Here is a 14,118-nt window from a genome sequence, read left to right as displayed (position 1 = left end):
TTCGGGGTCATGCTTTCCCGCCGGCCCGGCCGGCCGTCTCCAGCAGCGCCAGCACCGAGCGCCAGTTGCGCGCGGTGCCCGGCACCTTCAGAACACGCGGAATGAGGTTGGCGAAGACTGACTTGCCGAGCCCGTCCGGCGCGCTGAGGTAGAGCACGTCTCGCTTGACTTCGAAGCGCTCGGGGCCGGTGCATTTTTCAGCCAGCCGCGCCACCTCTTCGGCGGTCGGCTCACGCTCCAGCGCATAGGCGTGGAGCTTGGTGTGGTCGGCGGCCGCTTCCGGATAGGGATTTTCGCTCACCAGCCGATCCAACCAGGAGAGATCGCGCACCATGATGCGCGAATGAAAACCCCATTTCTTCTCGAACGCCGCTTCGATTTGTCTGGTCAGCGCGGCGGCGTCGCCTTTGCCGGCCCGGAACACGACATTGCCGCTCTGCACATAGGTGCCGACGCCGGAAAAGCCGAGATCCTCGAAGAACGAGCGCAGTTCCGCCATCTTGACGATGCGGTTGCCGCCGACATTGATGCCGGAAAACAGGGCGATGAAGACCTTTGCGCTCATATGATGAAGCCCGCCAATGTCTCGTTGTCGGTGATGTCCTGATACTGGACGCCCTCGGCCTCGAAATTTGCCTTCAGCAGGTCGAAATTACGGCGGTCCTTGGTTTCGATGCCGATCAGCACCGAGCCGAAATTGCGCGCCGACTTCTTCAGATATTCGAAGCGCGCAATATCGTCGTCCGGACCCAGCATTTCGAGGAAGTCGCGCAGCGCGCCCGGCCGCTGCGGGAAGCGGATGATGAAGTATTTCTTCAGGCCTTCGAAGCGCAACGCCCTTTCCTTGACATCCGGCAGCCGCTCGAAATCGAAGTTGCCGCCCGAAACCACGGCGACAATGGTCTTGCCGCGGATCTCTTTCCTGGAAAAATCCTTCAACGCATCGATGGCCAACGCGCCGGCCGGTTCGAGCACGACGCCTTCGACATTGAGCATCTCGATCATGGTCGCGCAGAGCCGGTTTTCCGGGATCAGCCGCACCGTGTCGGCGGCGAATTCCTTGAGATACCGCAAGGGTTCACGGCCAATCTCGGCTACCGCCGCGCCATCGACGAAGTTGTCGACCTTGGCGAGCTTCAGCCGTTTTCCCGCCGCGAGGGTGTCATGCAGGCTCGGCGCGCCGGCCGGTTCGCAAAAGACGAAACGCGCCTCCCGGCCTTGGTCGGCGAAATAATGCGTGACGCCGGCGGCGAGCCCGCCACCGCCGACCGGCAGCATGATGATGTCGGGCATGCGCGCACCCGGCATCTGGTCCGCGATCTCATAGGCGACCGTCGCCTGACCCTCGATAATGTCCTTGTGGTCGAAGGGGGGCACCATGTGAGCGCCGGAGCTTTCGGTGAATTCGAAAGCGGCGCGATAGCAGTCGTCGAAAAAGTCGCCGACCAGCCTGATCTCGACGAAATCGCCGCCGAACAACCTGGTCTTGTCGATTTTCTGCTGCGGCGTCGTCACCGGCATGAACACCACGCCCTTCTTGCCGAAATGGCGGCAGACGAAGGCAAAACCCTGGGCATGGTTGCCGGCCGACGCGCAGACGAACAGTTCGGCCTGGTTGCCGGCGGCAAGCGCCTTGCGGAAGAAATTGAAGGCGCCACGGATCTTGTAGGAGCGCACCGGGCTCAGATCCTCGCGCTTCAGCAGCACCCGGGCGCCGGTCTTCTTCGACAAATAGTCGTTTTCCTGCAGCGGCGTTTCCGGAAAGATCTGGCCGATCGCAGCGGCCGCGGCGGCAACGCGGGAGGAGAAACTGTTCATCGGGAAGCCACCTTGTGCCGCATGTCCGCGCGGACCCTTGTCATCGACATGGCCGCGCAGCGTGTGTTTATTGCACACTGATCTCTCACAGCCGATCCTGCCTATGGCATATCCGGCCCCGCAACGCCATTGTTCGGTCGTTCGCAACTCTCTTCAGCCGAAATTCGTATAATATTCGCAAGCACTTGTACCCATTTGCTCATGCCGTTATATCGACTGGTCGCGAAATCGAAGCGACGCGAGCCTTCGCGGCCGACGCATCCGGCATCCGCCTCGAGCTGGAGGTGGCTGCCCTTTTCCCGGCTTTTTTCCTCCGCCACCTTGGCTTTCGGGCAACAGTCCGATGGTCGTAGCCAGGCGCTGACCACATTTCGGCTGGACACGACTTAGTTCTGCCGCACTCTCCCTGTCCGGGAGGTGTCGCGGGGGTAGATGGGCCTTTTGGCCGGAGTGGAAATTTCAGGCGTGCCTTTGAAGAAGATCGTTACTGTTTGTCTCGCCTTGCTCGTCGCCGGCTGCGCCGGCCCGCAAACGCAGGAATTGCTTGGCAGCGCCATCGTCGCCGCGCCGGTGACGGATATCGCCGGCAACCACTCGATCTTCATCACCACGACGCGCAAGAAATCCGACGATCCCAACAAGGTTTTCGATGGCGAGCGCTCGGCGACGCTGAACTATGCCCGCGTCAACGTCACCGTTCCGGGGATCCACACGACCGGCCAGATCGAACGGCGCTCCCGCGGCAAGTCGGATGACCCGGCCAAATATTTCATGGCCTCCGAGGTTGTCGGCTACGACACACAGCCGAAATTCTCCAGCGCGCTCAACGCCGATATCGCGGCGCGCGGCGGCCGCGTCATGGTCTTCGTGCATGGCTACAACACCGGTTTCGACGACGCGGTCTACCGTCTCACCCAGATCGTCCACGATTCCGGCTATCCGGGCACGCCGATGCTGTTTTCCTGGGCATCGGGCGCCAAGACCACCGACTATGTCTATGACAAGGAAAGTGCCAGCGCCGCACGTGACCAGCTCGAAGTGACATTGCGCATGCTGCAGCAGTCCGGTGCGCGCCGCATCGACATTGTCGCGCATTCGATGGGAACCTGGGTGACCATGGAAACCCTGCGCCAGATGGCCATCAGCGGCGACCGCGACCTTGGCGGCAAGCTCGGCGACGTGGTGCTGGCCTCGCCGGACATCGATGTCGACGTGTTCAAGAGCCAGATGCGCCGCTATGGCAAGCCCGACAAGCCGTTCATCCTGCTGTTGTCCGACGACGACCGCGCGCTGAGGCTTTCCGGCCTGATCGCCGGTTCACGGCCACGCGTCGGCGACTACAAGGATGCTGCCGATCTTGCCTCCTACGGCGTGACGGTGGTCGATCTCTCCAAGGTCAAGGGCAGCGACAGCTTCAACCATACGAAATTCGCCGACAATCCGGCCTTGGTGAAGATGATCGGCCAGCGGCTGCGCGAAGATGACGGTTTTGCCAGCGACAGGGACGTGACCGACCGCGTCAGCCTGCTCGGGCAGTAGATGCGGCGGCGCGAATTTCGCCGTGCCTGTTCACCATTCACGAGGTATCGGGCCACTTTGAACTGGACCGCGCCGGCCTCTGGCTCTATCGCAATAGCGGTGACGTCATGCTTTTGACGTCCCCCTTCATGGGAGCCGGCGCTTGAGCTTGCGCTTGAACAGTTTCGTCCTCGCGTTGACGCTCGCCCTTGCCGGCTGTGCCGGCCAGAACACGCATGATTTGCTCAACAAGACGAATGTGTCGGTGCCAGCCTCCGACATCGCGGCCACGCACGAAATTTTCGTCGCTACAACCCGCCAGCAGGCGACCAAGGATCCGCGGCAGGTGTTCGACGGCGATCGCTCGTTGACCACCAGCTACGCCCGTGTCGACGTCACCGTGCCGAAGGTCCACCAGATCGGCGCCATCGAGCGGGCCAAGGGCTCGGCCAACTCGATCCCGGCAAAGCAATTCACCGCCACCAATGTCGTCCACTATGGCGATGCCTCGCAATTCGCCAAGGCGGTCGGCGCCGACATTGCCGTGCGCGGGGATCGCGCACTGGTGTTTGTGCACGGCTTCAACAATGGCTTCGACGACGGCATTTACCGGCTGACGCAGATCGCCCACGACACGAAATATCCCGGCACGCCGGTGCTGTTCTCATGGGCGTCGAGCGCCAAGACGACGGGCTATATCTATGACAAGGACAGCGCCAGCGCCGCCCGCGACGATCTCGAGGCGACGCTCAGAATGCTCGCCAAGACACGGGTCAAGAGCATCGACATCATCGCCCATTCGATGGGAACCTGGCTGACCATGGAGGCGCTGCGCCAACTCGCCATCACCGGCGACCGCGATCTCGGCGGCAAACTCGGCTATGTCGTGCTGGCGTCGCCCGACATCGATGTCGACGTGTTCAAAAAGCAGATGATCCGATACGGCAAGCCGGACAAGCCGTTTGCCGTGCTGCTGTCCGGCGATGACCGTGCGCTCAAATTGTCTTCACTTATCTCCGGCGACAAGCCGCGTGTCGGCGACTATGGCAATGCGGCCGATCTCGCCAGCTATGGCGTGTCGGTGGTCGATCTGACCAAAATCAAGGGCGGCGACGGTGGCCTCAACCACGCGAAATTCGCCGACAATCCCATCCTGGTGCAGTTGCTCGGCGATCGCCTGCGCACCCCTGCTGGCCTGGCCTCCGACGAACCCGATCCGGCGCAGCTCAACAATCTCGGCCAAGGCCTCGGCAAGGCCGTCGGTTCGGTCGCCGAGGTCGTCATAACCACGCCGTTCAAGGTGCTGACCATCGTCACCGGCGGGTGAGCCAATCACCCGCGTCGGAGGTTGGTCTAGACGAACAGGTCGACCTTCTGGAACGTCGTCACGTCGATCAGGCCGACGTCGGAAATCCTCAACTCCGGAATGACCACCAGCGCCAGCAGCGAGTGCTGCATGTAGGCGTTGTTCAGGGAGCAGCCCATCTTGCGCATCGCCTCGGTCAGTTTCTCGGCCTTGGCGGCGACGATCTCGGCGCGCTCGTCCGACATCAGGCCCGCGATCGGCATTTCGACAAGCGCCAGTTCCTTGCCCTTCGAGAACAGCACGACGCCGCCGCCGACTTGGCCCAGCCGGTTGACCGCCAGGGCCATGTCCTGCTTGTTCGTGCCAACGCAAATGATGTGGTGAGCGTCATGCGCCACGCTCGAGGCCATGGCGCAATCGCCCATATAGCCGAAGCCGGAGACGAAGGCGTTGGTGACGCCGCCCGTGCCCCTGTGCCGCTCGACCAGCGCGATCTGGCAGACGTCGTTGCGGCGGTCCATGGCGACCAGCCCGTCCTCGACCGGCAGATCGGCCTCCAGGGCCCGCGTCGGCGCCTGGTTCTCGATGACGCCGATGACGCGCACCCGCACCTCGTTGGCGCCCTTGGGAGCCGTGATGTCGAAATCGCCAGCCCTGAGCTTCTTGCCCAGCTTGACGGTGTTCTTCGCCGTCTTCGGGTAATCATAGGCCGGAATGTCGATGTCGAGCTTGCCACCCTTGGCCAGCCTGACGCCGCGCGCATAAACCTCATCGATGGTCATTGCGGCGAGGTCGGAGACAATCAGCAGGTCGGCCAACCGTCCAGGCGCGATCGAACCGATCTCGCGTTCCAGCCTGAAATGCAGGGCAGTGTTGATCGTCGCCATCTGGATCGCCGTCACCGGCTTCAGCCCCTGTTGGATGGCGTGGCGCACCACCCGGTCCATGTGGCCTTCATGCACCAGCGTGCCGGAATGGCTGTCGTCGGTGCACAGGATGAAGTTGCGCGGATCGATGCCGCCTTCGGTCACCGCCTTGATCTGCGAGGCGACATCGTACCAGGCCGAGCCCAGGCGCAGCATCGCTTTCATGCCCTGGCGGACACGGGCGATGGCATCTTCCGCGCGCGTGCCCTCGTGGTCGTCCTCGGGTCCGCCGGCGACATAGCCGTGGAACGGCAAGCCAAGGTCGCGCGAGGCATAGTGGCCGCCTACCGTCTTGCCTGCACGAACCGTCGCGGCGATCTCGCCCGACATGACAGGATCGTTGGCGGCGACGCCTGGAAAATTCATCACTTCGCCGAGGCCGATGATGTTTTCCCAGGTCATGGCCTCGGCGACGTCGGCGACCGTCAGCTCGGCGCCGGCATGCTCCAGCCCCGGTGCCGACGGCACGCAGGACGGCATCTGCACATGCACGTTGATGGGCATCACCACCGCCTCGTCATGCATCAGCCGCACGCCCGGCAAGCCCAGCACATTGGCGATCTCGTGCGGGTCGATGAACATCGACGTGGTGCCGTGCGGGATGACGGCACGGCAGAACTCGGTCACCGTCACCATGCCGCTTTCGACATGCATGTGCGCGTCGCAGAGGCCGGGCACCAGATAGCGCCCGCCGGCATCGACCACCTTGGTGCCCTGGCCGATGGCGTGGCTGGCATTCGGCCCGCAATAGGCGAAGCGGCCGCCGGCAATGGCGATGTCGGTGCCGGCGATGATCTCGCCGGAGTGAACGTTGACCCAGCGGCCGTTGCGGATGACGAGATCGGCGGGCTTGCGGCCCGTGGCGACGTCGACCAGATGCGTCGCCATCTCGGTCCAGGGTTTTGGTTTCGTCGCATGCGCCGCCGGCTTCTTTGCCATGAAGGGACTCCTGTTTGGGCGACTGTGCCAAGCCTGCCTGGTTTTGACCAGCGCCAAACGGCGGACCGGCCCGTCCAGCCTTCACAAAGCCTGTTCAGCCGCGACCTCGACCGTGACTTTCGCACCGCCGGCCGAAATCCGTTCCGCCAGGCGCTGGAGTTCGCCCGGGGCGAAGGTGCCGCTGAGCATTACCTCGCCGCCGAGGATGGGTTCGACCAGGCGCGGCGACGCCACCACGGTACCGTCGACGCTGAGGTCGACCACCTTGCCGACATTCGCCCTGGTGAAGTCGCCGAACGCCTTCGCGCTGTCCGGTGTCATCTTCAGGTTGAGCGCCCGCTGTCCCGACGCTTGATCGGATACGACCGCTGCCTTGGCGATGGCGAGCGTCAATGGCTCGGCCACGGCGAGACCGCAGGTGAACAGTATGATGGCCGTTCCAGTGATAAGACGAGCCAGGCTGTTCATCCGGATTTTTCCCTGCAAGACGGCCATTTTGCACGCTGGCATTCCCCCGGCAATGCCGGCTGTCCTTGGCTTACAGCCTGTGCCTCGGCGAGCGACACACGGCCACAGCCGGAAATTGGATTCCGTTTTGCCGTAAATCGGTCTACCTTGGCTCTCAAGATTTTTCCGGCTCTTCATCCGGGGAGTTCGAATGTATCGCCTTGTCGTCGCAAGTGCCGGTCTGCTTGCCGTCCTGTCGATGCCGGCTTTCGCAGCCGACGCGACGGTCGATGTGCCGATGACCGCGCCCGGCTTCGACTGGACAGGATACTATGCCGGCCTGCAGGCGGGCTATGGCTGGGGCCAGTCCGACATCTCAGGAACGGAAGGCGAGCCGTTTTCCGTCTCGCCCGACATAAACGGCGGTTTCATCGGCGGGCACGTCGCCGGGCTGTGGCAGTTCGACCAGGCGGTGATCGGCGCTGAGGCCGACCTCAACTATTCCTCGGTCGACGGCACGGCGGAAGCCGAACCCGGAAACAATTTCGGCGCCGACATCAAATGGTTCGGATCGGTCAACGCCAAGGCCGGATACGCTATGGATCGTGTGCTGGTCTATGGCATAGGCGGCATCGCCTTCGCCGGGGTCGAAACCTCGCAATCAGCGGGCTCAGCCTTCTCCGAGACACGGGCGAATATCGGCTGGACCGTGGGCGCCGGCGTCGACTACGCGCTGACCGACAAATTCGTCGTCGGCGCCCAGTATCGCTACTACGATTTCGGTTCCGAGCACTATGACGGGTCCAGCGACTTCGTCGGTCGCGACCAGGATACCAAACTGAACACCGTGGGCATCAATCTCAGCTACAAGTTCTGAGCCTCGCCGGCATCGATCGGCGAGCGACAGCTGTGACGTGATCAGCAAAGTCGATGAGGGGCGGCCGGCGCCCCCAGTGGGCGGGGGAATGGGTTGGGCCTGGTAGACGCCGGCCTCGGCGGATCAAGTCCGCCGTGCAAACACCCTACCCATTGCGCGCGGCGCGCTAAATTCCGCGATCACACCAGTATCGCCATGCCATCACCTCTGGGGTGTGTGTTCAGCATGGCCAACAACACGACTTGACGGCCTGTGTCTGGCATCTGAAAAGAGCGGGCATGCGGACGTGGCGGAATTGGTAGACGCAAGGGACTTAAAAACCACCAAATTTCCCTTGCACCCACGCAACTGACCCCTCAACGCCTTGTAAATCCCCGGTTCCTGCCGGGGTTTCGCGTATCAAAACCAATCGCTCCACTGACGCAACGGATTGTGTGGGAAACACACCGATGTGGGAATTTCAGTGGGGAATGCCCCGCAAAAGGAGAACAAACGTTCATGCCGCGAGAGAACCTGATCAAGTTCCGCATCTATCGCGATGAAGACGGTGACGTGCTGCTCAACATCTCTGGGACATGGGATGACGGAGAGGCCGACCCTATCGAGTTTCATGGCGGCACCTACTCCGACCTGATCCTTGAGACCCAGGACTACGGCTACCTCAACATAGGGGGGTCGCTCGTCCACATGCTGGGTGACATGGACTGCATCGCCACCTGGAGCGAGGATGACACGCTCAGTGAGGGTTGGGTCCATGAGTGCATGGATCAGTTCGGATGGGAGCGAAAGTTCTACACGGTGGTCGATGAAACGGTGGCTGTCTGATGGCCCAGAACCGCACCGGCATCCACCGCATGATGGAACACTGCGATCTGTCCTACGAGCAGATCAAGATGTGCCTCTGGGTGATCCACCTCAACCTCCCGAACGCCACCGACTTCGCCGACCAACTGGTCCAAGGCTTCCGCCGCAAGAACCCAGAGTGGTTCCGCTGATGCGTGTCACCATCGTCATCTTCGCTGGCCGGCGCTGGCGACGAACCGAACCACCCTGGCTGCGCGGCACCCGGCCCGCAGTCACGTACACCCTACTGGAGAACTGAATGCAGCATGACCACCTCCTCCAGCGCCAGATCGAGCTGGAGATCGAAATGTCGGGCCTCGGGCGGGAGCGATACCTCTCGCGGGTCCGTAAGAACGTCGACAAGGAGAGAGGCTATGAGACGGATACTGGGCGCTCGATCCTCGAAAGCTCAGTCGGTCCCGTTGCACAGGGCATCGCCCAGTTCGTTGAGGAAGCCTACTCGGGTCGTGCTAGGCCCCGCGCCACCGCCGCCAAGCTGATCAAGGACATGGACCATAGCGTGGTCTCCTATCTCGCCTGCAGGGCCATCCTCGGGCGCATGATGAAGCCGCGCGCCCCGGTCCTCATGACGTTGGCCGTGGCGGTTGCCCGTGCGGTCGAGCTGGAGGCACGGTTCGCGGAGTTCCGCAAGCAGGACAAGGACCGGTTCGACTACGAGCTGCGCAAGCTGTCGGACGACGGTGCAACGGAGCAACACAAGGCGGTCGTCCTGACCTACGCCATGGGCAAGCACAACATCCCATGGGACCGCTGGAGCCGGGTCGAGATGATCCACCTCGGCATCCGTCTGGTCGAGCTGTTCTGCGAACACACCGGGCTGGCCGTGATCCAGCAGGCTGTCGAAGGGGGCGACAAGAACGCCCCGAGGGACCAATACCTCGTCCACCTGACCGAGCGCGCCATGGCGTGGATCGACCAGTCCACCCGGAAAGGCGAGCATCTGTTCCCCGACTTCATGCCCATGCTGGTCCCGCCAAAGGACTGGACGGCGCTCTCTGGTGGCGGCTACTACTCCGACCTCGACCGGCCCCTCCCGCTGGTCCGCAGGGCTAGCAAGAAGCAGTTCGAGCTGCTCAAGCGTAAGCTGGCCGAAGCACAGCACAAGTCGGTCCTGCTGAAGGGCCTCAACGCCATCCAGCGGACGCCGTGGCAGATCAACGGTGCGGTCCTCGACGTGATGGCGGTGCTGGCCAAGTCGAACGAAGGCATCGCCGGCCTCGTACCGGGTGATAGCCCAAAGCCGCCCCGGCCTGAGGGTGTGCCGGAAGACGCCGACCTCAAGACCCTGCCGCCCCACCTCCAGACCGCGTTCAGGGAATGGAAGTGGGCAGCCCGAGACGTCTACTCGCTGAACCTCCAGCTTCGCCAGGACCGGCTCCATCAGGAGACCATGATCGGGCTCGCTGAGCGGTTTCAGCCTGAGGGGGCGATCTACTTCCCGCACAACCTCGACTTCCGTGGCCGCGCCTATCCAGTGCCGCTCGTCCTGCATCCGCAGGGCAGTGACCCGGTGAAGGGTCTGCTGCGGTTCGCTGAGGGGAAGCCTCTCGGGAAGGATGGCGCTCGCTGGCTGGCGATCCATGGGGCTAATACGTTTGGCGTCGACAAGGTGTCGTTCGACGAGCGTGAGGAGTGGGTCGAGGATCATTGGACGGAAATCGCCCATTGCGCCGCAGACCCTCTCGGAAACCTTTGGTGGACTGAGGCGGACAAGCCATGGTGTTTCCTTGCCTTCTGCTTCGAGTGGTGGGACTACCAGACCAGTCCCGAGACCTTCGTCTCGCACCTCCCCATCGCCCTGGACGGCTCCTGCAATGGGCTGCAGCACTTCTCGGCCATGCTCCTCGACAGTGTTGGCGGCAGGGCTGTGAACCTCATCCCGGCGAAGAAGCCGCAGGACATCTATCAGGTGGTCGCTGACCGTGTGATGGAACAACTGCGTTCAATTGTCTCCACTGTCGGGACGGTTGCGGAACAGGGGCGATGGGCTCACGAATGGCTCACCATGGGGATCGACCGCAAGATAACCAAGCGGCCAGTCATGGTGTTGCCCTATGGCGGAACGCCACGGTCGTGCCTGAAGTATGTCGACGAGGCGGTGAAGGCCAAGATCGCGGCAGGCTACAAGCACAACCTGGGTGACGAGCTGAAGAAGGCCATCGGGTTCCTGTCCAGCATCATCTGGGAAAGCATCGGGGACGTGGTCATCGCCGCAAGGGAGGCCATGGGGTGGCTTCAGAAGACGGCTAGGGTCATCGCGAAGGAGAACCTTCCGATGCACTGGACGACGCCTTCCGGCTTCGTGGCCTACCAGGGCTACCTCAGCCTCAAGTCGCGGCGGATCGAGACGCGCATCAGCGGAAGTCTGGTGAAGTTGCGTCTGTTCGACGAGACCGACCTGATCGACGTCTCAAAGCAGGCGACGTCTATCAGCCCCAACTACGTCCACTCCATGGACGCCTCAGCCATGATCCTGACGGTCGCTTTGCTGGCTCTCGCCGGCATCACAGACTTCGCCATGATCCACGACAGCTACGGCACCCATGCCTGCAACACTACGCTGCTCGCCTCGACCCTCCGTAAGGTGTTCGTCGAGATGTACCAGTGCGACCCTCTCACAAAGCTCCGCGATGAGCTTGCGCTTCAATCCTCGGAGGAGTTCGAGGAGCTTCCATCGAAAGGAGAATTGGACCTGTCCTTGGTCCTGCAATCAGACTTCTTCTTCGCCTAGATCGTTGCACTGGCGGGACCTTCCTTTCAGTGCATCCATACCACCCCCACTAGCCCTACGAAACATCAACTGAGGATTTCACCTAATGCAGAACATCACCATTCGCATGGGCGCTGCCCACCAGGACATCACCGTAGGCGACGTCAACATCGACCTCGCTGCTGCATCCAAGACCGACCGGTACGAGCTTCGTCGGACCCTGATCGAGGGCCTGAAGGAGAACGGCTACTTCGGCAAGAAGGAACAGCGCAAGGCTGCCTTCCGCAACCGGAGGGCTGCCGCATGACCATAGGCCTCTGGCTTCTGGTCGCCCAGATCGTCCTCTGCATCCTGTCCCTGTGGCTCGCATGAGCATCGCCTGGGCAACCCTGATCCTCGCGATCTGCATGATCCTCCTCTTCATCTCCGCAAACTGGAAAGACCCTGATGCCCAAGCTTAATCGGGACGTGTTGAACACGGCCACACCCCGCGACGTCGCCATGGCGTCCATGACTGTCCTCGACCGACTGCAGGACTTCCGCCCCGAGATACAGATCATGGGCGCAGCAACGGTCTTCCTGACCCTCGCAGACCACCTCGGCATTCCTGCTCAGGAAGCCTTCACGGTCACCAAGAACCTCATCAACGGCGACGACGGCAAGCGATCCGAGTTCCGTGGCATCGACGCATACATGAAAGGCGAACTGAAATGAGCAAGACCACTGTCAAGACCGGCGACACCATCCGCTGCACCCGCGCAACCGGCACTGGCGGCAAGCTCGCCGTGGACTGCCTCTACAAGGTGATCTCGTTCGATGGTCGCTACGTTCGCCTCGACGGTGTGCCTGGTGGTTACCTCATCACCCGGTTCGCACCGGTTGAGCCGGCTGCCAAGGCCAAGCCAACCACGTTCGGTCAGGTTCGCTCGGTCACCGTCAACCAGTCCGACATCCACGACGTGCTGACCCAGTACGTCCGGCTCGGCCTCGGCATCAACGCCACGGTCGAGAAGATCATCGACAAGTTCCCTGAGGCCGTCGAGCTGGTTCTGAAGCACGAGGTCGCCGCGTGAGCTACCTGACCCTCGCCAAGTTTCACTGGAAGCGCGGTCAGCCGCTGCCGGTCGATCTCTTCATCAAGCTGACCTACCTGGGCTTCGACGTCGAAGCACTTGAACGCCACTACTCCGTCTAAATCCCTCCACTCACGAGACAATTGCACAATGGCAAACGATACCAAGAAGAAGCAGCTCCCCTCTTTCACCTCCCCTCGCGTCGTCTTCGTCTACCCGAAGCTGGCCGAGCCCGACTACGGCAACAAGGACTTCCCGAAACCGGACGGCGAATACAGCGTCAAGGGCAAGATGTCCCTGGCAACGCTGGAGAAGTTCATCGCCACCAAGAACAAGGAGGGCATTACCCTCAACGACCTCTACGAGGAAGCCCGCCGTGACGCCGAGAAGGCGTTCGCCGAGCTGTCGGTCAAGACCCGCAAGGAGTTCGAGAAGAAGAACATCACCGGCCCGGTCATGAACTCGCTGTTCGAGACGCTCTACGACAAGGAGACCGAGGAAGAGACTGGCGAGGTCTGCCTCAAGTTCACCAAGAAGGCCTCTGGCGTGGTCAAGAAAGGCCCGCGTGAAGGCAAGAAGTGGACGTCGGCCCCCGACATCTATGACGCTCGCGGCAAGAAGATGGCCGGCAAGCTCCCCAACATCTGGGGCGGCACGGAAGGCAAGATCAGCTTCGCGGCCTCGCCCTACTTCATCCCAGGCACGGCGGCTGCCGGCCTCAAGTTGATGCTCAACGGCGCTCAGATCATCGACCTCGTGTCGAATGGTTCGCGGTCGGCTGACAGCCACGGCTTCGGTGAAGAGGAAGGCTACGGCTACGACCCGAGCGAGTTCGCTGACGAGGATGCCGGTGAAGACACCAGCTCCGAAGGCGGCAACGACAAGACCTCGGCGGGCGAAGAAGACTTCTAAGCCTTGCCCAGACCGACATACCCCAAGCGGACCTCGAAGCGGCAGATCGCTGTCGCCAAGGGGTTCCGCTCAGGGCTCGAAGATAAGGTGGCTGGGGACCTCGACAATGCTGGGGTTCCCTACACCTACGAGAGCTTCAAGATCACCTACGAGATACCGGCGCGGCTGGCGAAGTACACACCTGACTTCCGCCTGCTCAGCAACGGCATCATCATAGAGACCAAGGGGCAGTTCGTCACGGCGGATCGCCAGAAGCACAAGCTGATCAAAGAGCAGAACCCGGACCTCGACATCCGGCTCGTGTTCAGCCGCTCGGGCACCCGCATCTCCAAGCAGTCCCAGACCACCTACGCCATGTGGTGCGAAACCCATGGCTTCCTCTACGCCGACAAGTCCATCCCGCAAGCCTGGATCGACGAGCCACCGACTGCCGGTCGCGTGGAGGCCCTGAACGCAATCCTCAACTCCCAAACGAAAGCGAAGAAATCATGAGCATCCTGTCCTCCATCGTCTCCTTCATCAAGCGCGCTCCGTCGACCTCGAAGGCCCTCGCCGGCTTCCACAAGGCCATCGCCCAGCTCGACGCCGTGGTCGAACACCACAACCTGAAGGCCGACCGCCTGGACGCCCAGATCGCCGTGAAGGTCGCGGAGCAGACTGCCGCCAAGGACGCCGCTGCCGAGGCCGACAAGGTCGCCAAGCGCATCCGCAAGATCGTTGCCTAATCG

General features: G+C 62.2%; 17 protein-coding genes. 13 read left to right on the top strand and 4 right to left on the bottom strand.

The window, feature by feature from the left end; all coding sequences use genetic code 11:
* Window positions 1-7: 7 nt before the first annotated feature.
* Entirely contained in the window at window positions 8-565 is a 558-nt protein-coding gene (locus CK228_RS13815) for a DUF1697 domain-containing protein (protein WP_095788206.1), read from the bottom strand.
* Complete coding sequence (gene ilvA / locus CK228_RS13810) at window positions 562-1,818, bottom strand: threonine ammonia-lyase IlvA (RefSeq protein ID WP_095788272.1); 1,257 nt, start codon at window positions 1,816-1,818, stop codon at window positions 562-564. The genes CK228_RS13815 and ilvA overlap by 4 nt, the downstream gene beginning before the upstream one ends.
* Window positions 1,819-2,250: 432 nt before the next feature.
* Here ilvA and CK228_RS13805 point away from each other — a divergent pair, with 432 nt between their 5' ends.
* Window positions 2,251-3,357 carry an alpha/beta hydrolase gene (locus tag CK228_RS13805; RefSeq protein ID WP_179295906.1) on the top strand — a complete coding sequence of 369 codons (1,107 nt, stop codon included), beginning with the start codon at window positions 2,251-2,253 and terminating at the stop codon, window positions 3,355-3,357.
* A gap of 142 nt (window positions 3,358-3,499) precedes the next feature.
* Window positions 3,500-4,663 (top strand): alpha/beta hydrolase, encoded by a 1,164-nt coding sequence (locus CK228_RS13800; protein WP_095788205.1) that lies wholly within the window; start codon window positions 3,500-3,502, stop codon window positions 4,661-4,663.
* 26 nt (window positions 4,664-4,689) lie between these two features.
* On the opposite strand, the gene ade is transcribed toward CK228_RS13800, so the two are convergent.
* On the bottom strand, window positions 4,690-6,507 hold the full coding sequence (ade, locus tag CK228_RS13795; RefSeq protein WP_095788204.1) for an adenine deaminase: 1,818 nt from the start codon (window positions 6,505-6,507) through the stop codon (window positions 4,690-4,692).
* An 81-nt stretch (window positions 6,508-6,588) separates the two neighbouring features.
* Window positions 6,589-6,975 (bottom strand): hypothetical protein, encoded by a 387-nt coding sequence (locus CK228_RS13790; protein ID WP_095788271.1) that lies wholly within the window; start codon window positions 6,973-6,975, stop codon window positions 6,589-6,591.
* A 190-nt stretch (window positions 6,976-7,165) separates the two neighbouring features.
* Here CK228_RS13790 and CK228_RS13785 point away from each other — a divergent pair, with 190 nt between their 5' ends.
* From CK228_RS13785 to CK228_RS13745, 11 genes are all read left to right on the top strand, one after another.
* On the top strand, window positions 7,166-7,831 hold the full coding sequence (locus CK228_RS13785; protein WP_095788203.1) for an outer membrane protein: 666 nt from the start codon (window positions 7,166-7,168) through the stop codon (window positions 7,829-7,831).
* Window positions 7,832-8,329: 498 nt separating this feature from the next.
* Window positions 8,330-8,656: a hypothetical protein gene (locus CK228_RS13780; RefSeq protein ID WP_095788202.1), complete on the top strand. Its 327-nt coding sequence runs from the start codon at window positions 8,330-8,332 to the stop codon at window positions 8,654-8,656.
* Window positions 8,656-8,826, top strand: a complete 171-nt coding sequence (locus CK228_RS35295) for a hypothetical protein (protein WP_179295905.1) — start codon at window positions 8,656-8,658, stop codon at window positions 8,824-8,826. Before CK228_RS13780 ends, CK228_RS35295 begins: the two co-directional genes overlap by 1 nt.
* A 107-nt stretch (window positions 8,827-8,933) precedes the next feature.
* Window positions 8,934-11,426 carry a DNA-directed RNA polymerase gene (locus tag CK228_RS13775; RefSeq protein WP_095788201.1) on the top strand — a complete coding sequence of 831 codons (2,493 nt, stop codon included), beginning with the start codon at window positions 8,934-8,936 and terminating at the stop codon, window positions 11,424-11,426.
* 85 nt (window positions 11,427-11,511) lie between these two features.
* Window positions 11,512-11,712, top strand: coding sequence for a hypothetical protein (locus CK228_RS13770; RefSeq protein WP_095788200.1), 201 nt, complete (start codon window positions 11,512-11,514; stop codon window positions 11,710-11,712).
* A 140-nt stretch (window positions 11,713-11,852) separates the two neighbouring features.
* A complete protein-coding gene (locus tag CK228_RS13765) occupies window positions 11,853-12,119 on the top strand; it encodes a hypothetical protein (RefSeq protein ID WP_095788199.1) in 267 nt (88 codons plus the stop codon).
* Window positions 12,116-12,478, top strand: a complete 363-nt coding sequence (locus CK228_RS13760; protein WP_095788198.1) for a hypothetical protein — start codon at window positions 12,116-12,118, stop codon at window positions 12,476-12,478. Before CK228_RS13765 ends, CK228_RS13760 begins: the two co-directional genes overlap by 4 nt.
* On the top strand, window positions 12,475-12,600 hold the full coding sequence (locus CK228_RS36310) for a hypothetical protein (RefSeq protein ID WP_280951021.1): 126 nt from the start codon (window positions 12,475-12,477) through the stop codon (window positions 12,598-12,600). The genes CK228_RS13760 and CK228_RS36310 overlap by 4 nt, the downstream gene beginning before the upstream one ends.
* A 28-nt stretch (window positions 12,601-12,628) precedes the next feature.
* Window positions 12,629-13,390, top strand: coding sequence for a DUF2815 domain-containing protein (locus CK228_RS13755; RefSeq protein WP_095788197.1), 762 nt, complete (start codon window positions 12,629-12,631; stop codon window positions 13,388-13,390).
* Window positions 13,391-13,393: 3 nt separating this feature from the next.
* Window positions 13,394-13,882 (top strand): hypothetical protein, encoded by a 489-nt coding sequence (locus tag CK228_RS13750; protein ID WP_210202893.1) that lies wholly within the window; start codon window positions 13,394-13,396, stop codon window positions 13,880-13,882.
* On the top strand, window positions 13,879-14,115 hold the full coding sequence (locus CK228_RS13745) for a hypothetical protein (RefSeq protein ID WP_095788196.1): 237 nt from the start codon (window positions 13,879-13,881) through the stop codon (window positions 14,113-14,115). The genes CK228_RS13750 and CK228_RS13745 overlap by 4 nt, the downstream gene beginning before the upstream one ends.
* Window positions 14,116-14,118 lie beyond the last annotated feature (3 nt).

Source organism: Mesorhizobium sp. WSM4312 (genome assembly GCF_002294875.1).
Lineage (GTDB): Bacteria > Pseudomonadota > Alphaproteobacteria > Rhizobiales > Rhizobiaceae > Mesorhizobium.
This window is presented reverse-complemented; position numbering and strand designations above follow the sequence as displayed.

Coding starts and splice junctions, on each gene's coding strand:
- CK228_RS13815 (WP_095788206.1), bottom strand. CDS start 565: ATGAGCGCAAAGGTCTTCATCGCCCTGTTTTCCGGCATCAATGTCGGC.
- ilvA (WP_095788272.1), bottom strand. CDS start 1,818: ATGAACAGTTTCTCCTCCCGCGTTGCCGCCGCGGCCGCTGCGATCGGC.
- CK228_RS13805 (WP_179295906.1), top strand. CDS start 2,251: ATGGGCCTTTTGGCCGGAGTGGAAATTTCAGGCGTGCCTTTGAAGAAG.
- ade (WP_095788204.1), bottom strand. CDS start 6,507: ATGGCAAAGAAGCCGGCGGCGCATGCGACGAAACCAAAACCCTGGACC.
- CK228_RS13790 (WP_095788271.1), bottom strand. CDS start 6,975: ATGAACAGCCTGGCTCGTCTTATCACTGGAACGGCCATCATACTGTTC.
- CK228_RS13785 (WP_095788203.1), top strand. CDS start 7,166: ATGTATCGCCTTGTCGTCGCAAGTGCCGGTCTGCTTGCCGTCCTGTCG.
- CK228_RS13780 (WP_095788202.1), top strand. CDS start 8,330: ATGCCGCGAGAGAACCTGATCAAGTTCCGCATCTATCGCGATGAAGAC.
- CK228_RS35295 (WP_179295905.1), top strand. CDS start 8,656: ATGGCCCAGAACCGCACCGGCATCCACCGCATGATGGAACACTGCGAT.
- CK228_RS13775 (WP_095788201.1), top strand. CDS start 8,934: ATGCAGCATGACCACCTCCTCCAGCGCCAGATCGAGCTGGAGATCGAA.
- CK228_RS13770 (WP_095788200.1), top strand. CDS start 11,512: ATGCAGAACATCACCATTCGCATGGGCGCTGCCCACCAGGACATCACC.
- CK228_RS13765 (WP_095788199.1), top strand. CDS start 11,853: ATGCCCAAGCTTAATCGGGACGTGTTGAACACGGCCACACCCCGCGAC.
- CK228_RS13760 (WP_095788198.1), top strand. CDS start 12,116: ATGAGCAAGACCACTGTCAAGACCGGCGACACCATCCGCTGCACCCGC.
- CK228_RS13755 (WP_095788197.1), top strand. CDS start 12,629: ATGGCAAACGATACCAAGAAGAAGCAGCTCCCCTCTTTCACCTCCCCT.
- CK228_RS13745 (WP_095788196.1), top strand. CDS start 13,879: ATGAGCATCCTGTCCTCCATCGTCTCCTTCATCAAGCGCGCTCCGTCG.